The 15,706-nt window shown below is 64.1% G+C and carries 12 protein-coding genes; 6 read left to right on the top strand and 6 right to left on the bottom strand.

Annotated features, from left to right (window positions below):
- The first annotated feature begins 7 nt into the window (after positions 1-7).
- The 6 genes from IVB41_RS00840 to IVB41_RS00815 are packed head-to-tail and all read left to right on the top strand — an operon-like array spanning position 8 to position 6,216.
- On the top strand, positions 8-718 hold the full coding sequence (locus IVB41_RS00840) for a DUF1028 domain-containing protein (protein WP_027568891.1): 711 nt from the start codon (positions 8-10) through the stop codon (positions 716-718).
- The gene (locus IVB41_RS00835; protein WP_247425887.1) at positions 715-1,704 is read left to right on the top strand and encodes an ABC transporter ATP-binding protein; all 990 of its coding nucleotides are present in this window, start codon (positions 715-717) and stop codon (positions 1,702-1,704) included. Before IVB41_RS00840 ends, IVB41_RS00835 begins: the two co-directional genes overlap by 4 nt.
- Complete coding sequence (locus IVB41_RS00830; protein WP_247425885.1) at positions 1,704-2,804, top strand: ABC transporter ATP-binding protein; 1,101 nt, start codon at positions 1,704-1,706, stop codon at positions 2,802-2,804. The genes IVB41_RS00835 and IVB41_RS00830 overlap by 1 nt, the downstream gene beginning before the upstream one ends.
- Before the next feature lie 23 nt (positions 2,805-2,827).
- Positions 2,828-4,351, top strand: a complete 1,524-nt coding sequence (locus tag IVB41_RS00825) for an ABC transporter substrate-binding protein (RefSeq protein ID WP_247425883.1) — start codon at positions 2,828-2,830, stop codon at positions 4,349-4,351.
- A 31-nt stretch (positions 4,352-4,382) separates the two neighbouring features.
- Positions 4,383-5,324, top strand: coding sequence for an ABC transporter permease (locus tag IVB41_RS00820; protein WP_247360005.1), 942 nt, complete (start codon positions 4,383-4,385; stop codon positions 5,322-5,324).
- Positions 5,325-5,328: 4 nt separating this feature from the next.
- Positions 5,329-6,216, top strand: a complete 888-nt coding sequence (locus IVB41_RS00815; RefSeq protein WP_247425880.1) for an ABC transporter permease — start codon at positions 5,329-5,331, stop codon at positions 6,214-6,216.
- Here the strand turns inward: IVB41_RS00815 and IVB41_RS00810 are convergent.
- From IVB41_RS00810 to IVB41_RS00785, 6 genes are all read right to left on the bottom strand, one after another.
- Positions 6,213-6,959 (bottom strand): hypothetical protein, encoded by a 747-nt coding sequence (locus IVB41_RS00810; protein ID WP_247360007.1) that lies wholly within the window; start codon positions 6,957-6,959, stop codon positions 6,213-6,215. The two genes, IVB41_RS00815 and IVB41_RS00810, sit on opposite strands and share 4 nt — an antisense overlap.
- 9 nt (positions 6,960-6,968) lie before the next feature.
- Positions 6,969-8,219 carry an adenylate/guanylate cyclase domain-containing protein gene (locus IVB41_RS00805; protein ID WP_247399557.1) on the bottom strand — a complete coding sequence of 417 codons (1,251 nt, stop codon included), beginning with the start codon at positions 8,217-8,219 and terminating at the stop codon, positions 6,969-6,971.
- The gene (locus tag IVB41_RS00800) at positions 8,216-8,605 is read right to left on the bottom strand and encodes a response regulator (RefSeq protein ID WP_247288543.1); all 390 of its coding nucleotides are present in this window, start codon (positions 8,603-8,605) and stop codon (positions 8,216-8,218) included. The genes IVB41_RS00805 and IVB41_RS00800 overlap by 4 nt, the downstream gene beginning before the upstream one ends.
- Positions 8,602-11,199: a cache domain-containing protein gene (locus tag IVB41_RS00795; protein ID WP_247425878.1), complete on the bottom strand. Its 2,598-nt coding sequence runs from the start codon at positions 11,197-11,199 to the stop codon at positions 8,602-8,604. The genes IVB41_RS00800 and IVB41_RS00795 overlap by 4 nt, the downstream gene beginning before the upstream one ends.
- A 140-nt stretch (positions 11,200-11,339) precedes the next feature.
- Complete coding sequence (locus tag IVB41_RS00790; protein WP_247289093.1) at positions 11,340-14,435, bottom strand: MexW/MexI family multidrug efflux RND transporter permease subunit; 3,096 nt, start codon at positions 14,433-14,435, stop codon at positions 11,340-11,342.
- Between the two features lie 76 nt (positions 14,436-14,511).
- Complete coding sequence (locus tag IVB41_RS00785) at positions 14,512-15,705, bottom strand: efflux RND transporter periplasmic adaptor subunit (protein WP_247360011.1); 1,194 nt, start codon at positions 15,703-15,705, stop codon at positions 14,512-14,514.
- Position 15,706: the final 1 nt, after the last annotated feature.

Raw genomic sequence — 15,706 nt, 5'->3', positions numbered from 1 at the left:
GCAGCACATGACCTGGTCGATCATCGCGCGCGATTCTGCTACCGGCCAGTTTGGCATCGCCGTAGCCACGCGCTTCTTCGCCGTCGGCGCGCGAGTGCCCTACATCGCGGCGGGCCTTGGCGCCATCGCGACGCAGGCCTTCGTCAATCCTTATTACGGCATCGACGGGGTCAAGCTGCTGCGTCAGGGTCTCAACGCGCACGACGCGCTGGCCGCCTTGCTCGCAACCGACGATGGCCGCGAGAGCCGCCAGATCCACATCATGGACGCCAGCGGCGCGATTGCCGCGCATACCGGGCGCGACTGCGTCGATTGGTGCGGACACATCGCGGGCAGCGGCTTCTCGATCGCCGGCAACATGCTCGCGGGCGCCGATGTGCTCGACGAGACCGCAAAGACCTATATCGCCAATGACAGCCTGCCGTTCCCGCGCCGCCTGCTCGCCGCGATGCGCGCGGGCGAAGCCGCCGGCGGCGACAAGCGCGGCAAGCAGTCCGCCGCGCTCCTGATCCACGGCGAGGAGGAATGGCCGGCATTGGACCTGCGCGCCGACGATCATCCCGATCCGCTCGGTGAGCTCGAGCGGCTCGAACGGGTCAGCCACGAGCTCTGGGTCCACTTCCGCGCCTCCATGCCGACGCGGCAGAACCCGGCCGGCAACACCGATCGCAGCGTCATCGACGCCAGCATTGCCGCAGCGCGCGCAAAACGCTCATGAACCCGAGCCCTCTCATCGAGATCAGCGACCTGCGTATTCGTTTTCACGGCGACGACGGCCGCGTCACCCACGCGGTCGACGGCGTCGATCTCAGCGTCGCCAATGGCGCGACGCTGGGCCTCGTCGGCGAATCCGGCTGCGGCAAGAGCGTGACGTCACTGGCGATCATGGGCCTGCTGCCGAAGCAGAGCGCGGAGATCTCCGGCGCGATCCGCTTCGACGGTTTCGACCTCCTTAAGACGTCGGACCAGACGCTGCGCGACCTTCGCGGCAACCGGCTCGCGATGATCTTCCAGGAACCGATGACCTCGCTCAATCCGAGCTTCACGATCGGCGACCAGATCATCGAGACGATTTTGCGCCACCGCGGCGGTTCGCGCAGGAGTGCGCGCGAGCGGGCGATCGATCTGCTGCGTCGCGTCCACATCCCCTCGCCCGAGCGGCGGATCGACGAATATCCGCACAAGCTCTCGGGCGGCATGCGCCAGCGCGTCATGATCGCGATGGCGCTTGCCTGCGACCCGCGGCTGCTGATCGCGGACGAGCCGACCACTGCCCTCGATGTCACCCTGCAGGCGCAGATCCTGGAGCTGATGCGCGAGTTGAAGGCGGCGAGCGGCGCCGCCATCATCCTGATCACCCACGATCTCGGCGTGGTCGCCGAAGTCTGCGACGAGGTCGCGGTGATGTATGCCGGTGAGATCGTCGAGCGCGCGGCGGTGGACGAGCTGTTCTCGGCGCCGCAGCATCCCTACACCGTCGGCCTGCTCGGCTCGATCCCGCGGCTCGACCATCGCGCCGAACAGCTTGCCACGATCGAAGGCATGGTTCCGAACATGGCGCAGCCGCCCGCCGGCTGTCGCTTCGCCGCGCGCTGCCCCTTCGTGCTGGCTGCCTGCACCAAGGCGCCGCCGCCGCTGGTCGAGGTCAGTCCCGGCCACCTCTCGCGCTGCATCCGCGCGCCGCTCGAACGTCTGGTGTCGTGATGGCGCTGCTCGAGGTCGATGGTCTGGTCAAGCATTTCGTCGCCGAGCGTTCGCTGTTCGGCCGGGCGCTGGCGCATGTCAAAGCCGTCGATGGCGTTTCCTTCTCGCTCGATGCCGGCAGGACGCTGGCGCTGGTCGGCGAATCCGGCTGCGGCAAATCCACCGTCAGCCGCCTGGTGCTGCGGCTGATCGAGCCGGATGCAGGCACGATCCGGTTCGAAGGCCGCGATCTGCTCTCGCTCGACGCCGGCGCGCTGCGCGCCTTTCGCCGCGAGGCGCAGATCATCTTCCAGGATCCCTACGCCTCGCTCAATCCGCGCATGACCGTCGGCCAGATCCTGACCGAGCCGCTGGCGCTGCACAACCTGGTGCCGCCCGCCCGACGGCGCGAACGCGTCGAGGAGATCTTGCGGCTGGTCGGACTGGAGCCGCGGCTGGCGCGGCGTTACCCGCACGAGTTTTCCGGCGGCCAGCGCCAGCGCATCGCCATCGCCCGCGCGCTCGCGGTCGAGCCGAAACTGATCATCTGCGATGAGCCGGTCTCGGCGCTCGACGTCTCGATCCGCTCGCAGATCCTCAATCTGCTGCGCGAGCTCCAGGACCGGCTCGGGCTGGCCTACATTTTCGTCTCGCACGACCTCGCGGTGGTCAAGCACATCGCCGACCACGTAGCGGTGATGAATCTCGGCCAGATCGTCGAGACGGCGGCGGCGGACGCGCTGTTCGCCGCACCCCGCCATCCCTATAGCCGGGCCCTGCTGTCCGCGATCCCGGTGCCTAAACCGCGGGCAAAGCGCAGCCGGATTGTGCTGCAGGGAGAGATCCCCAGCGCGCTCAATCCGCCGCCGGGATGCCGCTTCCACACCCGCTGCCCCTACGTGGTCGACCGTTGCCGCAGCGAAATGCCTCAGCTCGTGCCGGATGGCGTCGGACATGCAACAGCATGCCACCGAACGTCGGAACTGCCGTCGTCCGAGGCGATCGTCCCAACGGACGGCGGCTTCTCCCCGGTTCTCGAAAAATTGGTCGCCGCCTTCAGCGGCGGCCCGGAAGCAGTCCGCGGCAGCGGGGTTAGTTCATTGGGGACGAACCCGGCATAGCCGCAAAACAGAGGTTGAGAGCGATGAGTCCTATGCGTTTGGCACTCCTGGCGTCGGCATTGCTGACGTCGCTCGTGAGCGCGGCCCAAACCCAGGCCCAAGCCCAGACCACGCTTCGCATCGGCATCGCCGAGGATCCTGACATCCTCGATCCCAGCATCGGCCGCACCTATGTCGGCCGCATCGTATTCTCCGCCTTCTGCGACAAGCTGTTCGACATCGACGAGAAGCTCAACATCGTGCCGCAGCTCGCGCTGTCGCATGAGACCTCGCCCGACGGCAAGGAGATGACGATCAAGCTCCGGCCCAACGTGAAATTCCACGACGGCGAGCCGCTCGACGCGGAAGCAGCAAAGTTCTCGATCGAGCGTCACATGACGCTGCCGACCTCATTCCGAAAGTCCGAGCTCGCCAGCGTCGACCATGTCGAAGTCGTCGATCCCCTGACCATCAAGCTGGTGCTCAAGACGCCTTACTCCCCGCTGATCGCCCAGCTGACCGACCGCTCCGGCATGATGGTGTCGCCGAAGGCCGCCAAGGAAGCCGGCGACAAGTTCGGGCTGCATCCGGTCTGCGCCGGTCCCTACAAGTTCGTCGAGCGCGTGCAGCAGGACCGCATGGTCTTCGAAAAATTCGCCGACTACTGGAACAAGGACAACATCCATATCGACCGCGTGGTGTTCCTGCCGATCGTCGATGCCACGGTGCGCCTTGCCAACCTGAAGTCCGGCGGACTCGATCTGATCGAGCGCGTGCTCGCGACCGACATCAAGGACGTCCGCGCCGATTCGCGGCTCGTGCTGTCGACGGCACCGGAACTCGGCTATCTCGGCCTCACGGTCAATATCGGCAACGACAAGAGCAAGGGGCCGCTGAGCCAATCGGCGAAAGTCCGGCAGGCGCTCGATCTGTCGATCGATCGCGAGGCTCTCAACCAGGTCGTGTTCAACGGCGAATTCACCCCGGGCAATCAATGGGTCAGCCCTACCCATCCCTACTACCAGAAGGCATTTCCGGTTCGTGGCCGCGACATCGCGAAGGCCAAGGCGCTTCTGAAGGAAGCCGGAATCACTTCGCCGGTGACCGTCGATTACATGATTCCCAAAGGCGCGGAGAACGAAGCGGTTGCCCAGGTGATCCAGTCGATGGCCGCGGAAGCGGGCTTCGACATCAAGATCCGCGCGGTCGAATTCGCGACCACCTTCAAGCAGGCCCAGGCCGGCGAGTTCCAGATCTTCCAGATCAACTGGAGCGGTCGCATCGACCCTGACGGCAACTCCTATATCTTCATGCGGAGCAAGGCGCCGCAGAACGATGGCGTCTATTCGAATCCGGAGGCCGATAAGCTGCTGGAAGAAGGAAGGGCGACGTCCAACGTCGAGGAGCGCAAGGCGATCTACGCCAAGCTGAACAAGATCCTGCTCGACGACCTGCCGATCATCTACATCTATCACCGTACGCTCCTGATCGCGCATACGACCAAGCTCCAGGGCTATAAGCAGATGCCAGATGGCCTTGTGCGCGTGGTCGGGCTTAAGTTTAAGTGACGGCGACATCGTCCGGAACAGGCGTGCGACTATGCTGAACTTCCTCGCCCGCCGCATTGTGCAGATCGTTCCGACACTGTTCTTCGTGTCGGTACTGATCTTCTCGCTCCAGCAATTGTTGCCGGGTGATCCGGCGCTGGTGATGGCAGGCGAGGAGCGCGATCCCGCCGTGATCGAGCAGATTCGCCAGCAATACCGGCTCGATCAGCCGATTCCCGTGCAGTACGTCTACTGGCTCAAGGGAGTCCTGATCGGCAATTTCGGAGAGTCGCTACGCAACAAGATGCCGGTGCGCGAGCTGATCGCGCAGAAGCTGCCGGTGACGCTCCAGCTCGGCTCGATGGCGATGTTGATCGCTCTCCTGATCGGAATTCCCGCCGGCATTGTCTCCGCCGTGAAGAAGGGCACCGTTTGGGACTATTGCGCCAATTTGTTCGCGCTGTGGGGCATCTCGACGCCAAATTTCTGGCTCGGCATCATGCTCATCTTCCTGTTCTCGATCGAACTCGGCTGGCTGCCGGCGTCCGGCTACGTGCCGCTGACCGAGAACTGGCGTGCGAGCCTCGCCGCCACCATCATGCCGGCCTTCGTGCTCGGCAACGCGATTTCCGCAGTCCTGATGCGGCACACCCGGAGCGCCATGCTCCAGGTGCTGGAAAGCGACTACGTCCGCACCGCGCGCGCCAAGGGATTGTCAGAGCGCTCGGTCATCCTCAAGCACGCCATGCGCAACGCACTCACGCCGATCATCACGCTCGGCGCGCTCGAGCTCGGCACGCTGTTGTCGGGGGCAGTTCTGACCGAGCAGATCTTCTCCATTCCCGGCTTCGGCAAACTGATCGTGGATGCCGTGTTCAACCGCGACTATGCCGTCGTACAGGGCGTCGTGCTGGTGACGGCGACGGTCTACATCGCGCTGAACCTGGTTGCCGATGTCGCCTATATCCTCGTCAATCCGCGGCTGCGGGGCTAGACTCATGACCGATGCCGCCCTGCCCGCCGCTCCCATCGCGCAGGCCAACGAGCTGGACAGCCCGGCGCGTCGCGCCCGGCGGCGCCTGTTCAAACGCAAGGCCGCAGTGTTCGGACTTGTGATGATCACGTTGTTCGTTGGGATCGCGCTGCTCGCGCCGTTCGTCGTGCCCTACGATCCCATCGCGACGAGCTGGAACCTGGTCCGCAAGCCGCCCACTGCGGCGCACTGGTTCGGCACCGACGAGCTCGGTCGCGACATCCTGAGCCGCGTCGTCTACGGCGCCCGCGCGTCGCTGCTCGCGGGCCTCATCTCGGTCGCGATCGCGCTGGGCGTCGGCATCCCGCTCGGCCTGCTTGCCGGCTATCGCGGCGGCTTCGTCGATGCGCTGATCAGCCGGATGACCGACGCGATGCTGGCCTGCCCGTTCCTGATCCTGGCGATCGCGCTCGCCGCATTCCTCGGCCCGAGCCTCGGCAACGCCATGATCGCGATCGGCATCTCGGCAACCCCGATCTTCATCCGCCTGACCCGTGGCCAGGTGTTGAACGTCAAGGCCGAGGATTATGTCGAGGCGGCGCGCGCGCTTGGCAATCCGCCGTGGCGGATCGCGTTCTCGCACATCCTGCCGAACATCCTGCCGGCGCTGCTGGTGCAGGCGACGCTGTCGATTGCGGCCGCCATCATCGCCGAAGCCGCGCTGTCCTTCCTGGGTCTCGGCCAGCAGCCGCCGGCGCCATCCTGGGGCAGCATGCTCAACGCAGCGCAGCGCTTCCTGACCCAGGCGCCCTGGATGGCGATCTGGCCGGGGCTAGCGATCTTCCTCGTGGTGCTGTCGCTGAACCTGCTCGGCGACGGCCTGCGCGACGCGCTCGATCCGCGCCAGCGCTAGATCACGGTCTCGCGCATCACGCGGCGGCAATCCATCTCGTATTCGAGATCGACCACCGGCGGCCGGGCATAGTGCCAAGTCAGGCCGGACCGCAACGCCCCGCGGCGGACGAGCTCGTCGACCAGCGCGTGGTGGAAATCGTGCACGGAATAGGCCTGCACGCCGGTCGTGTCCTTCCAGCCGAAGCCGAAGGCCGTCATCCTGTTCTCCATCTGGGACGTCGTCGTGAAGCGCACCTTCTCGCGAAGGCCCTCCGGGCTGAGGTCGCGGTAGCGCACGGTGCGCTCGACATAGGTCCCACCGCCCTCGCGCGCCTCCGCGCCGCCTGATATCACGAAGCTCGGCGTCTTCGAGCTGGTCGGCCGCGTGAAGGAGAACGCATAGAACGATGGCTCGGCCGGCGGATCGACCTCGGGACAGACATTGCTGCGCGCCACCGGATTGGTGCTGCCGTCGAAGATGCCCCATTCGGACAGCGTCTTTACATAGTGCAGGTTGAACGCGCGAAAGCCTTCCTCGCTGAAGGCCGCGGGCGAGCGCAGTTCGCAGGCGCAGAACGCCGTCAGCGGCCGCCCCGCCTCCCGAATATACTTCGCGGCAAGCGCAAACCCTTCCGCGAGCGGCACCAGCCGGTCGAAGCGGACGCGCTCGATCTCGTAGCCATCGTCCGCGGCCGCACCGGCCGAATATTGGAATACTGACGGAATGAAACGGTAATTGCCGGCGGAGAATTCACCAATCATGTCGGACTCCTATTCCAGTTGCATGCGAATGCCCTTGGCACCGTTGAGCAGGCGCTTCAGGTGAAAGCCGGCCAGGGAATCGCCGGCATGCATGCCGACCAGCGCGGCGAAGGCCGGCATCGCGGCGGCATCGCCGGCCTCCATCTTAGCAAACGCCTCGGAGTACAGCGCCGTTTCCGGCGCAGCGAATTGGGCCGGCGTCAGTGGCTCGAAAGCGCGCAACGGCTCGCTGCGTCCACGCAGCATCAGCTCCCCGACGGGACGACCCCGAAAATTCTCAGCCGCCTCGGCGATGCCGGCACTGACGCAAATCCGCGTGCCCAGATGCTTGTTCGCGGCTTCCAGTCGCGCCGCGATGTTGATGGAGTCGCCATACGCGGTGTAGTCGAAAAACCGGTTGCCGCCGAAATTTCCGACCAGAGCCGGCCCGGCGTGAATGCCGATGCGGGTGGTGCCGAAATTCACGCCTCTCACCTTCCAGCGCGCGGAAAAATCCTCCGCCCAGGCGTCGAGATCGTGGGCGCAGGCGACAGCGCGCGTCGCGTAATCGGGCTGATCGCCGGGTGCGTTGAAGAGCACCTGGATCGCATCGCCGATGATCTTGGCGACAGTCCCCTCGTGCGCGAAGACGATCTCGGTCATGCCGCCGACATACTCGTTGAGAAGCGCGCCCAGCGTCTCCGGCGGCGCACTCTCGACCAGCGAGGTGAAGCCGGTAATATCCGTGAAGATGGTCGCGACATCGCGCCACTGCACTTCGATTCCCTCGCTCTCACCGCTGGCCGCCAGACGCTTGGCGAGTTCGGGCGAGAAATGACGCGAGAGCGCGGCATGGGCGCGCTCTGCTTCCGCCTGGCGGCCTCGCACCTCACGCAGCATTTCGATGTGGCGAATGGTCTTCTGGATCGTCATCTCCAGGTCGGCGAAGTCGATCGGTTTGGTCAGGAAGTCGAACGCACCGCGGTTCATCGCAGTGCGGATATTGCTCATGTCGCCATAGGCCGAAACGATGATGGTGGACTTCTTGTCTTCAGCTTCCTGGAGCTTCGCCAGCAGCGACAGCCCGTCCATCCTGGGCATGTTGATGTCGGAGACCACCATGTCGACATGCGGGTTCTGCTCGAGTGACTGTAGCGCTTCGAGGCCGTCGCGCGCGAACATGATCGTCACCGACCCGTCGCGAATCTGCCTGCGGAATTTTTGCAGGACCAACGCCTCGAGATCCGGCTCGTCGTCAACGAAAAGGATGGTCGCGGTCATGCGGCCTGCCCGAGCCTCGTGTCGATTTCCTGCCGCAGCAGCGCGAAATCGATCGGCTTGGTGAGAAGTCCGACTGCGCCGCGCTCGATCGCCTTCCGGCGCGTCTCGGCGTCTCCGTAGGCGGTGATCATGATGACGGGAACGTCCGGATGCGCAAGACGCACCTTCGGCAGCATATCGAGCCCGCTCATGCCGGGCATGTTGATGTCGGACAAAATCAGGATCAACGAGGGATCGCGAACCTCGGCGGCCAGTTTCAGCGCATCGGGTGCCGACGACGCGAATTCCATCTGGAAGCGGCCGGCGCGCAAATCGCGCCGAAACTGCTGCCGGAACAGCGCCTCGACGTCGGGCTCGTCATCGACGACCAGGATGTAAACGTTCAAGACTTGCCTCCGGAAGTGCCGCCCGCCGCCATCATGCGCGGCAGGGTGATGATGAATTCGGTGAATACGCCGGGTGCGGTGTTCACGTCGATCGTGCCGCCGTGCTGTTTCACCACGATGTCATGGCTCATGGAAAGGCCGAGCCCTGTGCCCTCGCCGGCCGGCTTGGTGGTGAAGAAGGGATTGAACATCTTCTCCCTCACCTCGGACGGGATCCCGGTGCCGTTGTCGCGAATGCGGATCTCGATCCTATCGCCGAGAGTTTTTGTTGCCGCGCGCAGGGTGGGCTCAAAGGCGTCTGCGGCGCTCTCCTTGCGCTGGGCAGTGGCGTAGAAGCCGTTCGAGATCAGATTGAGGAAGACCCTCGTAATCTCCTGCGGATAGACATCGACCATGCCTGCGGCTGGGTCGAAGCCGCGCTCGATCGTGACGTTGAAGCCGGGCCGTTCGGCACGTGCGCCGTGATAGGCGAGATTAAGGCTCTCCTCCAGGATCGCGTTGATATCGCTGGGGCGATGCTCGCCGGAGCCCTCGCGCGAATGCAGCAGCATGTTCCTGACGATGGAATCGGCGCGCTTACCATGCTGCACCACTTTTTCGAGGTTGCTCCTGAGCATTCCGGTTAGCTCGTCGACCTCCTCCTTTGTCTTGTCGTCGAGCGAGACCGCTTGCAGGGCCTCATTGAGTTCGTCGATCAGTTCCGTCGACACCGCCGAGAAATTGTTGACGAAATTGAGCGGGTTCTTGATCTCGTGCGCGATCCCCGCCGTGAGCTGGCCGAGCGACGCCAACTTCTCGGTCTGGACCAGGCGGTCCTGCGCGCTGCGAAGATCGTCGAGGGATTGCGACAGCTCCGTCGTACGCTTGCGCAACTCGTTCAGAAGTCGCGTGTTCTCGATCGCGATGACGGCTTGTTTCGTGAAGTTCTCAACCAACGCGATTTGCTTGTCGGTGAAAGGCCGGACCTCCTTGCGATAAACCGCAACGGTTCCGATCAGCTCGCTTTCCCTCATCATGGGCACGATGACGATCGTCCGGGCGCCGGCGACGTCGGAGATCCCACGAATGGTCGGACCTCCAGCGAGATAGGCCGGAGTTTGCTGCACATCGTGAACGTGGACAACTTGACGTGTCCTGACAACCGCAGCAAGCGCGCTGTCCGGATGAGGACGGATCGCGATATCTTTTCGCGAGGCCGCGAACGCAGGTGGCACATTGTAGTCCGCAGCAATCGTGAAACTCTCACCATCCCACAGATTCATTACGCCGAAACTCGCACCACAGACGCGTGTGGCATTCTCGAGCATCTTGTAGAACACTGGTGTGAGTTCGCCAGGAGACGAACTGATGACCTGCAACACTTCCGACGTAGCCGTCTGTTGCTCGAGCGACTCGGTCAACTCAGCCGTTCTCACCTCGATCTTTTTCTCAAGGTCCGCATAGGATTCCTGCAGGCGCTCGCCCATCTGGTTGAACTGGTCCGCGAGACCCTCGAGCTCGTCACCGGTTCTGATCGAGATGCGTTGCGAGAAATCGCCGCCGCCGATCCGCTCGGCGCCGCTGCGCAACGCCTGGATCGGACCGACCATGCGGCGCGCCAGGAAAACCCCCGCAAGCACCGCGAAGATCGACGCGGCAAGCAGCACGATCGCGAGCCGCTGCAGCGAGGCGTAGAGGGAGGCGTAGGCTTCCTCGACCGGCAATTCCACGAACATGGTCCAGCCGAGCGGTGGAATCGGGGCGGACGCCGTCAGAACCTTCTGCCCCTGGATGTTGGTCGCCTCCTGTAGCGCGTCCGGCATGGTGCCGCCGCCGGCTTGCGCGGCCTTCACCTGCGCGAGCCTGGACATGTCGGTGTTGCGCAGGACCAGGCTGATATCGGGGTGCGCGATCAGGCGTCCCTCCGGACCGACCACGTAGGCATGTCCGTGCTCGCCGACCTTGATCTGGGACACGACGTCCCAGATCAGCTTGAGATTGACCTCCGCGATGCTGACGCCGGCATCCTTGCGCGCCCCCGCCTGCGCCAAGGTCATGTACGGCTCGGACTCCCTGCGGAAATAGACCGGACCGTAAAAGATCTTGTGAGCGACCGCCTCGGTAAACTTCGGATCCGCCGACAGGTCGATGCCGCTGTCGATCGCGTCCATGGCGAGCCGCGAGACCCGCAGCCGCTCCTTACCGGTCGCATCGACCTGGGCGAGCTCGGTGATCGCGGGCACCTGACGCAGCAGCCGCAGCGCATCGAACCGGCGCTGCTCGATCGAGCCCGCCGACCAGGACAGCTGCGTGGTCCAGCCGAGCTGGCTCTCGATCTCCTTGACGAACTGACCGATCTTGGCCGCAGCCGCCTCGGCCTGTTCATGCTGAACCCGGATCAGCGCGGCCTTGTGCTCGCGATAATAGAAGACGACCTCGAACAGACCGTTGGCCAGCAGCGCGATCGCGACGACGGCCACGAACAACGCGACATATTTGGTGAACAGCCGCGTCCTGATCCCCTGCCCCGGCGTCGTACCGGACGCGACGCCATCCGGCGTTGCGCTCGGCAGCGTCCGTGCTTGCGGGGTGTCGGGATGGAGGGAAAGGCTCATCCCGCCGAACCTAGCAAGAAGACCGGACCTTGTCTCTCGCGAGCGCAGGAAAGCCTGATGGCAGCCAGCCCCCGAGGCAAATAGAAAAGGGCGGCCGCGGATTGGCCGCTGCCGCCCTCGTGTTCGCTTTATCCGTGGCCTCAGGTCGGCCGCAGCGCCTTGGCGTTGAGGTCGAGGTCGTTGACCTGCTTGTTCCGCTCGGAATCGGCCGCCGCGCGATGGTCGGTCGCCAGCACCACGTAGACCGCCGGCAGCACGAACAGCGTGAACAACGTGCCGATCGACATGCCGGCCACGACCACCAGACCGATCGAGAAGCGGCTTGCCGCACCAGCGCCGGTCGCGGTCAGCAGCGGGATCAGGCCCGTCACCATCGCGGCCGTGGTCATCAGGATCGGCCGCAGACGAATACGGGCCGACATTTCGATGGCGGAGCGGCGATCGAGCCGCTCGTTGATCTGGAGCTCGTTGGCGAACTCCACCATCAGGATGCCGTGCTTGGTGATCAGGCCCACCAAGGTCAGCAGGCCGACCTGGGTGTAGATGTTCATGGTCGCCACGCCGAAGAACAGCGGGATCAGCGCACCAACGATCGCCATCGGCACCGAGATCATGATGACCAGCGGATCGCGCAAGCTCTCGAACTGCGCCGCCAGCACCAGGAAGATGATGATCAGCGCGAAGCCGAAGGTGATCGCGAGCTGGTTGCCTTCCTGCACATATTGCCTGCTGTCCGCGAGGTAATCATGGCTGAAGCCTTGCGGCAGGTTTTTGGCCTCGCTCTCGAGGAAGTCGACCGCCGCACCGACGGTCACGCCGGGCATCGGCACTGCCGAGAAGGTTGCCGAATTGAGCTGATTGTAATGGGTCAGCGAATTCGGCTCGGTCTTGGTCTCGATCGAGACCACCGTCGACAGCGGAAGCTGCTGCCCGGTGTTGGTCGTCACGTAGTAGCCGGCGAGCGATTCCGGCGAGAGCCGCTGGCCGCGCGGCACCTGCGGGATGACCTGATAGGAACGGCCCTCGAGGTTGAAGCGGTTAATGTAGTTGCCGCCGAGCAGCACCGCGAGCGTGCTGCCGAGGTTCTGCATGCTGATGCCGAGATCCTGCGCCTTGGTGCGGTTGATCGTCACCTTCACGTTCGGCTGGTTGTAGGCAAGATCGCTGTCGGAGACGATGAACATTCCGCTCTTTCGGGCGGCAGCCTTCAGCTTCTCCATCTGCTCATAGACAGTCTGGAAACTGGCGGTGGAGTTGATCACCATCTGGACCGGCAGGCCGCCCGGACCGCCCGGCAGCGGCGGCAGGTTGAACGCGAACGCCTGCACGCCCTCGATCTTGGAAAGCTCGGCCTGCACCAGCGATTTCAGCTGGATCGACGAGCGCTTGCGCTCCTCCCATGGCTTCAGCAGCATGCCGGCGATACCGCCCTGCGGGCCGTTGATGCCGTTCAGCACGAAGCGCAGATCGGTCTCGGGGAATTTCTGGAATTCCTTGTCGAGCTTCTCGCCGTAAAAGTCGACGTAGTCGATGTTGGCGTATTTCGGCGCCTTGGTCACCGCGAACACGATGCCCTGGTCCTCCTCAGGCGCCAGCTCCTTCGACGTGTGCATGTAGAGGAAGCCGACGAGCCCGAGGATGGTCACCGCAAACAGGCCGGTGATGGCCTTGTAATCGAGTGAGCGGTCGAGCCTGCGCCCGTACCACCGCGTCAGCGCGCCAAACACCTTGTTGACGAGCTTGGCGAAGCGCCCCTCTTCAGTGTTCTTCAGCAGCACCGAGCACATCATCGGCGACAGCGTCAGCGCGATCACGCCGGACACGATCACCGAGCCCGCAAGCGTGAAGGCGAATTCACGGAACAGCGAGCCGGTCAGGCCGCCGAGGAAACCGATCGGCGCGTACACGGCCGCGAGCGTGATGGTCATCGAGACGACGGGACCCACGATTTCACGCGCGCCTTCCAGCGACGCCTGGACCGGCGTTTTCCCTTCCTCCAGATGCCGATGGATGTTTTCCACCACGACGATGGCGTCGTCGACCACGAGGCCGATCGCGAGCACCATCGCGAGCAGGGTCAACAGGTTGAAGCTGAAGCCCAGCGCCAGCATCAGCGTGCAGACGCCGATCATCGACAGCGGGATGGTGACGACGGGAATGATGACCGAACGGAACGACGCCAGGAACAGGAAGATCACCACGATCACGATGATCACGGCTTCACCCAGTGTCTTCTCGACCTCGTCGATCGAGGATTGGATGAACTTGGTCGAATCGTAGGCGACCTTCATCTTCATCGACGGTGGCAGATTGCGCTCAAGCTCGGGGAACAGCGCCCGCACGCCCTTGACCAGCGTCAGCGGATTGCCCTGCGGCGTTGCCTGCACACCGATGAAGATTGCGTGCTCGCCGTTGAAGGCGACGCTCGCGTCCGTGCTTTGGGCCGCAAGTTCGACGGTGGCGATGTCCTCCATCCGCACGAAGCCGCCGTCCTTCGCCTTGACGATCATCTTCTTGAACTGGTTGACGTCGGTCAGGCCCGTATTCGTCGATACGTTCGAGACGATGAGATAGCCCTTGGTCTGCCCCGCCGCAGACTGGAAGTTGTTGGCGGTGATCGCGGTCGCGACATCCGCAGGCGACACGTTGCGGCCGGCCATCTTCAGGGGATCAAGCCACAGCCGCATCGCAAAGGTCTGGCCGCCGAGAATGTCGGCGGAGGCGACGCCGTCAACGGTCGACAGCACCGGTTGCACAACGCGCGTCAGGTAGTCCGAGATCGCCGAGCCTGACAGCTCTTCGGACGAAAATCCGAGATACATCACGGCCGTGGTCTGGCCCGTGGTCTTGGTGACAATCGGGTCGTTGGATTCCTTCGGGATCAGGTATTTGACCGAGTTCGTCTTGGCCAGAACCTCGGTCAGCGCCTGGTTCGGATCGAAGTTCAGCTTGATGTAGACCTGGATCGTCGAGGTGCCGAGCACCGAGGACGAGGTGATGTAGTCGACGCCTTCGGCGGAAGCGACCGCCTGCTCGATTGGAGTGGTGATGAAGCCCTGGATCAGGTCCGCGGATGCGCCCGGATAGACGGTCGTGATGTTGATGACCGTGTTCGACAGCTTCGGATATTGCCGGATCGGCAGCGTCGTCGCCGCGCGCAGGCCGATCAGCAGGATCAGCAGGCTGACGACGACCGACAGGACCGGGCGTTTGATGAAGATATCAGTAAAGCGCATCGCGGCGATCTCGATTTCTTTGACTTGCAAAGCGCATGACCCGGCCATGCCGGATCATGCTGCAACGTGTACGATGTCAGTAGCGCGGCGGCTGCGCCGGGAGCTGCGGAGCCGGGTCGGTCGAAATCGACACCGCCGCGCCCGATTGCAGCTTGAGTTGGCCGACCGCGACGACCTTGTCGCCTGGCTTCACGCCCTTGACGATTTCGACGCGACCTTCGACCCGGTTGCCGGTCTGCACGAAAGTGCGCACCGCGCTCAGGCTGGTCTTGCCGTCGGCTTCCTTCTTCTCGGTGATCACGAACACTGAGTCGCCGTACAGCGTGTAGTCGACTGCCGTCTCCGGCACGGTGACCACGGCCGGCTTGTCCGGGAGCACCACCGTGGTGGTCACGAACATACCGGGCTTCAGGATCTTCTCCGGATTGGAGATGGTCGCCTGCACGCGGATGTTGCGGGTGTCGGCCGAGATCTGCGGCTCGATCGTGGTGATCTTGGCGTCGAAGGTGCGGCCCGGATAGGCGTCGACCTTCAACCGGACTGGCTGACCGACCTTGAGGTTGCCCGAGTCCTTTTCCGTCACCGTGAAGTTGGCCCACAACTCCGACAGATCCGTCAGCGAAACGATGGCCGTGCCGGCGGTCAGATACTGGCCGACCTCGACCTTGCGGACGCCGAGATCACCGGAGAACGGCGCGCGGACCAGCTTCTGCGAGATCAATGCTTCGGTCTTGGCGATACCCGCCAGCGCCTGATCGTACGCCGCCTGCGCGGTATCGACGGTTGCCTGCGGGCCGAACTGGCGCGACGCCAGTTGCTTGGCACGGTCCAGCGACAGCTGCGCGACGGTGGACTGCGCCTTGTAATTGGCGAGGTCGCCCTGCTCCGGCGCGTCGAACATCTGCACCAGCGGCGTGCCGGCCTCGACATGCGTGCCCGGCTCGAACTTGATCTCGGTGACGCGGCCGTTGACGTCGGCGCTGACGTCGACCTGGTGCACGGCAGACAGCCCGCCGACGGCCGTCAGCAGGTTCGGCACCACCTCGGACTTCGCCTCGGCGGCGCTGACCGCGACCGGCGGCGGCTTGTTGTTGGCGAAGAACTGCTTGATCATCTGGCCGCGGAAATAATTGAACCAGACGAGGCCACCGACGAGCACGGCCAGAAGCGCGCCGACGATGATGAACCAGAGCACCGGCCGGACCGGACGCTTGGGAGCCTTGTTGTCGATCGGTTCGCCCGAAATCTTGTGTTCGGTGACGATGTTCATG

Origin of the sequence: Bradyrhizobium sp. 44, from assembly GCF_023073095.1 — a bacterium.
In the GTDB taxonomy this organism is placed as follows: Bacteria; Pseudomonadota; Alphaproteobacteria; order Rhizobiales; family Xanthobacteraceae; genus Bradyrhizobium.
The sequence above is the reverse complement of the archived record's forward strand: the minus strand, read 5'-3'. Positions and strand labels throughout refer to the sequence as shown.